The 5,559-nt window shown below is 72.4% G+C and carries 5 protein-coding genes; 1 reads left to right on the forward strand and 4 read right to left on the reverse strand.

The window, feature by feature from the left end; all coding sequences use genetic code 11:
- Positions 1–201 precede the first annotated feature (201 nt).
- From AAHZ94_RS27590 to AAHZ94_RS27605, 4 genes are all read right to left on the reverse strand, one after another.
- Complete coding sequence (locus AAHZ94_RS27590) at positions 202–573, reverse strand: FKBP-type peptidyl-prolyl cis-trans isomerase (RefSeq protein ID WP_349996175.1); 372 nt, start codon at positions 571–573, stop codon at positions 202–204.
- A gap of 39 nt (positions 574–612) precedes the next feature.
- Complete coding sequence (locus AAHZ94_RS27595) at positions 613–1,611, reverse strand: FKBP-type peptidyl-prolyl cis-trans isomerase (RefSeq protein WP_349996177.1); 999 nt, start codon at positions 1,609–1,611, stop codon at positions 613–615.
- Positions 1,612–1,743: 132 nt separating this feature from the next.
- Positions 1,744–3,105: a Pup--protein ligase gene (pafA, locus tag AAHZ94_RS27600; protein ID WP_349996179.1), complete on the reverse strand. Its 1,362-nt coding sequence runs from the start codon at positions 3,103–3,105 to the stop codon at positions 1,744–1,746.
- Positions 3,106–3,114: 9 nt separating this feature from the next.
- Positions 3,115–4,386, reverse strand: coding sequence for an MFS transporter (locus AAHZ94_RS27605; protein ID WP_349996180.1), 1,272 nt, complete (start codon positions 4,384–4,386; stop codon positions 3,115–3,117).
- A gap of 786 nt (positions 4,387–5,172) precedes the next feature.
- Between AAHZ94_RS27605 and AAHZ94_RS27610 the strand changes: the two genes are divergently transcribed.
- The coding region (locus AAHZ94_RS27610) for a LacI family DNA-binding transcriptional regulator (RefSeq protein WP_349996182.1) at positions 5,173–5,559 on the forward strand (387 nt) is incomplete at its 3' end.

The raw sequence follows: 5,559 nt of genomic DNA on the forward strand, positions 1-5,559 counted from the left end.
CCCCCCCCCCCCCCCCCCCCCCCCCCCCCCCCCCCCCCCCCCCCCCCCCCCCCGCCCCCCCCCCCCCCCCCCCCCCCGCCCCCCCCCCCCCCCCCCCCCCCCCCCCCCCCCCCCCCCCCCCCCCCGGCCCCGCCCCCCGCCCGCGACCGGCGTTCGGCTCGGCGCACCGCGCTGCGGCGGCCGTGCGGAGCGCGGGGCTGGTCAGACGGAGACCAGGTCGCAGACGAAGATCAGCGTCTCGCCGGGGGCGATGCGCCCGCCGGCGCCCCGGTCGCCGTAGGCCAGGTGCGGCGGGATGACGAGCTGGCGACGGCCGCCCACCTTCATGCCCTGCACGCCCTGGTCCCAGCCGGGGATGACCTGGCCGGCGCCGAGCTGGAAGGCCAGCGGGGTGCCGCGGTTCCAGCTCGCGTCGAACTCTTCGCCGGTGCTGAAGGCCACCCCGACGTAGTGGACGCGGACGTTGTCCCCGGCCTGCGCGACAGCGCCGTCGCCCTCCCAGATGTCCTTGATCTCAAGGCCCGCCGGCGGCTCGCCGCCCGGGAAGTCGATCTCAGGCTTGTCGATGCTCACGAAAACTCCTCGCTTACGGTGTGGGCAACCTGGACAGTCTTACAGAATGGCCAGGATGTCGACGGTGAAGACCAGCGTGGAGTTGGCCGGGATGCCGCCCTTGGCCTGCTTTCCGTAGCCCATGTCCGGCGGTACGACGATGAGCACGCGGCTGCCGGTCTTCTTGCCGGCCAGGCCCTTGGTCCAGCCGGGCACCACCTGCTGGAGCGAGAACTGGGCGAGCTGCTTGCTGGCGTAGCTGGAGTCGAACTCCTTGCCGCCGTCCCAGAGCACGCCCTTGTACTGCACCATGACGGCGTCCGACTCCTTCAGCTCGTCGCCGTCGCCCTCCAGGACGTAGTTGGAGACCAGCTTGGTCGGCGCCTTGCCCTTCGGCAGCTCGATGGTGGGGGCCTTGCCGTCGGTGTTGGTGCTGACGACCGGCAGCGCCTTGTCCTCCTGCTTGACCTCCTTGCCGTGCGCCGAGCTCTTGGTGTTGAAGGTGCCGACGATGTCCACCACGAAGACGAGGGTGTCGTCGCCCTTGATGCCGGCGTCGGCGTTGCCCTCGCTGCCGTAGCCGAGCGCGGGCGGCGCCGCGAGCTCGACCCGGCTGTTCACCTTCTTGCCGACCAGCGCCTGGTCCCAGCCCGGGATGACCTTCCCGATGCCGATCGGGAAGATGGCGAGCTTGCCCCGGTCGTAGGAGTTGTCGAAGACCTTGGCGTCCTTCCAGATCTGACCGAGGTAGTTCACCTGGAGGAAGTCGCCCTTGGCGACGGTCTCTCCGCGCCCGGGGATGAGCGTCTTGACGGCCAGGTCGGGCGACGGCTTGCCCGGGCCCTTGGCCACGGTCGGCTTCTGTCCGAACTCCGTGCCCTTGGTGATCTCGGGCAGCGGCCCGGTCACGGTCTTCCCTGACGGCTGCGTCTCGGGGGACTTCGACGTATCGGCCTTATCGGCCTTGACCTTCTTGTCCTTGTTGTTCTCGTCGTCACCGCAACCCGCGAGCGTGAGCAGGCCGGCGGGCACGGCGAGGAGTACGGAGCGTCGGCGCACGGAATTCCTCGATTGGTCGGGAGGGGCTGGGGGGCAATGGGCGCCACTCTACGACGTGCGCAGGGCCTCGCACGATATACGCGGCGAGGCCCTGCGGGGTGCCCTGGGGCACGGTCGTAGCGGTGTGCCGGGTCACATTCCGGCGATCAGCTTCTCCACCCGATCATCCACCGACCGGAACGGGTCCTTGCACAGCACGGTGCGCTGTGCCTGGTCATTGAGCTTGAGGTGCACCCAGTCGACGGTGAAGTCGCGGCGCTGTTCCTGGGCCCGACGGATGAAGTCGCCACGCAGCCTTGCCCGCGTGGTCTGCGGCGGCACCGACTTGCCCTCGAAAATCTTCAAGTCGTTGCACACCCGGGCCGCTTGTCCCTTGCGCTCCAGGAGGTAGTAGAGCCCTCGGCGGCGGTGAATGTCGTGGTAGGCGAGGTCTATCTGGGCGACTCGCGGATGCGACATGGTGATGTTGTTCTTGGCTCGATACCGCTCGATGAGCCGGTATTTCATCACCCAGTCGATCTCGGTGGAAATGCGGTCGAGGTCCTCGGTGCGCACGGCTTCCAGCGTGCGGCCCCACAGCTCCAGCACGCGTTCCACGGTGCCGGTCCTGATGCCGCGTCGCTCGCAGAAGTCGACGGCCTTCTCGTAGTACTCCTGCTGGACTTCGAGCGCGGACGCCTCGCGCCCGCTGGCCAGCCGCACCTTGCGCTGACCTGTGATGTCGTGGCTGACCTCGCGGATGGCGCGGATCGGGTTCTCCAGGGTCAGGTCACGCATCACGGTGCCCGCTTCGATCATGCGCAGCACGAGGTCGGTCGCCCCGACCTTGAGCAGCATGGTCGTCTCCGACATGTTGGAGTCGCCCACGATGACGTGCAGCCTGCGGTACCGCTCCGCGTCGGCGTGCGGCTCGTCCCTGGTGTTGATGATCGGACGCGAACGGGTGGTGGCGGAACTGACGCCCTCCCAGATGTGCTCGGCGCGCTGACTGACGCAGTACACGGCGCCGCGCGGCGTTTGCAGCACTTTGCCGGCGCCGCAGATCAACTGCCGCGTGACAAGGAAGGGAATGAGAATATCGGCGAGCCGGGAAAACTCCCCGTGGCGGGCCACGAGATAGTTTTCGTGACAACCGTAGGAGTTGCCCGCCGAATCGGTGTTGTTTTTGAACAGATAGACGTCGCCCGCGATTCCCTCCTCGTGCAGGCGGCGTTCCGCGTCGACCAGCAAGCCTTCCAGGATGCGCTCGCCGGCCTTGTCATGGGTGACCAGTTCGGTCACGTTGTCGCACTCGGGGGTTGCGTATTCCGGGTGCGAGCCCACGTCAAGGTAGAGGCGGGCGCCGTTACGCAGGAAGACGTTACTGCTGCGGCCCCAGGAAACGACACGGCGGAAGAGGTAGCGCGCCACTTCGTCAGGCGACAGTCGGCGCTGTCCCCTGAACGTGCACGTGACGCCGTACTCGTTCTCCAGCCCGAAAATGCGGCGGTCCATGACTGAACATTACGCCTGATGGTCCGCTCTGAAACCGGGTTCGACGGCACCGTTTCGATCATTTTCCGCCCGCGCATCACCGTCTGTTGAAGCCTGGACCCCTGCGGTGTCACCGGCCAGGAAGCGTCGGCAGCAGACCAGCACCAGCAGCGCGGCGGCCCCGGCGACGCCCGGGGCGGCGAATCCGGCCACCACTCCGCCCAGTTCGACGGCGGGGCCAGCGGCGGCCGTTCCGACCGCCGCGCCCACCCCGAAGGTGGTGACCAGCCAGGAGAACGCCTCGGTCACGGTGCCGGCCGGCGCGGGCCGGTCGACCACGACGAAGGCGCAGGCCAGGGCGGGCGCCAGAAAGACACCGGCGAGGCCGGCCAGCGCCGTCATGGGCACCACGCCGGGCACCAGGGCCAGCGGCAGGTACCCCACGGCCAGCGCCGCGACCAGGAACTGGAGCCGCCGTTCGGGCGCGCCGGGCCAACTGCGCGCGCCGTACCAGACACCACCGAGCAGCGCCCCGAGGCCGAGCGCGGAGAGCAGATAGCTGGAGACCATCCCGCCGCCGTGCTCGTCGGCGTACGCCACGGCCGCGACGGCGATCGAGCCGAGCGCGAGCCCCACGAAGAAGAACGAGCCGATCAGGACGCGTATCCCGGGCGAGCGCAGCGCGCCGAGCCAGTGCGCCTCGCGCGGCGCCGACCGCCAGGCGCGGGACGGCTCGGAGACGGTGACCGAGAGCGCGCCGAGCACCCCGATCACGTTGATGACCAGCAGCGCCGCCGCCTCCGACCAGGCCGCCACCAGCAGCGTGACCATCAGCGGCCCGACCGAGAACATCACCTCCTGGGCCACCGCGTCGAGCGCGTAGGCGGCGTGCACCTGGTCGGCGCGCGGCAGCACGTGCGGCCACAGCGCGCGCAGCCCGCCCTCCAACGGCGGCGTGGCCACCCCGGCGACCACCATCGCGCCGTACGCGACGGGCAGCGGGTCCAAACCCACCACGGCGAAGAGCACCATGCCCAGGCCCGAGACGACCGCGGCGGGCAGCATCACGCGCGGCTGCCCGTAGAGGTCGACGGCCCGGCCGAGCAGCGGTTGCCCGATGGCGGTGCCGACCCCGTAGACGGCGGACAGCGCGCCGGCGAGCGCGTAGCTACCGCCCTCCGAACGGGTGAAGAGCACGATGGCGAGCGCGGCCGTGGCATTGGGCAACCGCCCGACGAGCGTGCCGACGAGCAGCCGCGCCGCGTGCCTGGTCCGCAGCAGCTCGCCGTAGCCGGTGGCCATGCCGCACTCCCTCCGCTCCGCGCCGTCAAGCGTCCGGAAGCCGCTAAGTTTTACGTATAACTAAGTTCCGTCATACGTACCATGGCCGCTGGCGGCGGGTCTACTCGGAAGGGCGGGCCGCCCGCCCCGGTACTGGTCGGTTGGCTGCCCCGGCGCGGCTCGGCCGGCCGCCGGCGACGACGGGGGCGGGACGGGGGGGGCCCCGGGCAGGTCTCGGACCGGGCTCTCGGGCTGGGGCCCTGAACTGGGGTCCGAGGCTGGGGACGCGGTCAACAGGGGCGACCGTGGACACCGCCGGCAGCGGCGGTCGGCTGGCCCGGACGGGGAGGGTGGACGGCGGGCCCGGTCGCGGGGCGGTCGGCGCCCGGCTGCCGCAGGCGGTCGGCGTATCAGCGCCGCCCCCCGCCCGCGCGATGGGCGCGATCGAGGCATTCGCCTGGGGCCGCGACCGGGGCACTCACCGATGATCGGCACCGCGCAGGGCCCGGGCAACGACCCCGGCACCCGCCGCGGCACTCGGGACGGAAGGGCAAGGCGAGGCGAACCATGGACCTGGTACGGGCACAGGCGCGGCGCGGAGACGGACGACGGTGACGGACACGACGGGCCCCGGCCCCGAACACGCCCCGTGCGCGGGCGGCCGCCCCCCCCCCGCCCCCCCCCGGGCCCCCCCCCCCCCCCCCCCCCCCCCCCCCCCCCCCCCCCCCCCCCGCCCCCCCCCCCCCCCGCCCCGGGGCGCCCCCCCCCCCCGGGCCCCCGGACGGGACCCGCCCCACTCCCCCGCGCCTGCCGCCCACCCGCGCCTCCGCGGGCCGCCCCACCAGCCGGGACGTGGCGCGCGCCGCGGGCGTCTCGCAGGCCACGGTGTCCCTGGTGCTCGGCGACAAGTGGCGCGGCCGGGTGTCGCCCGGCACGGCACAGTCCGTACGGGAGGCGGCGCGGGGGCTCGGCTACCGGCCCAATCTGGCCGCCCGACACCTGCGCCTCGGGCGCACCCGTACGGCGCTCCTCGTGGTGCCGGCGTTGAGCAGCGAGTTCTTCGCCCGGGTGTACACCGGCGCCGCCGAGGTCGCCGCGGCGCACGACGTCGGCGTGGTGCTCTACCCGTCGCCCGAGGGCGTCGGCCCCGGGCCCGGCCCCCGCGGGCCCCCGCCGGGCCCGCCCGCCCGGGGG

Origin of the sequence: Streptomyces sp. HSW2009, from assembly GCF_040240285.1 — a bacterium.
Lineage (GTDB): Bacteria > Actinomycetota > Actinomycetes > Streptomycetales > Streptomycetaceae > Streptomyces.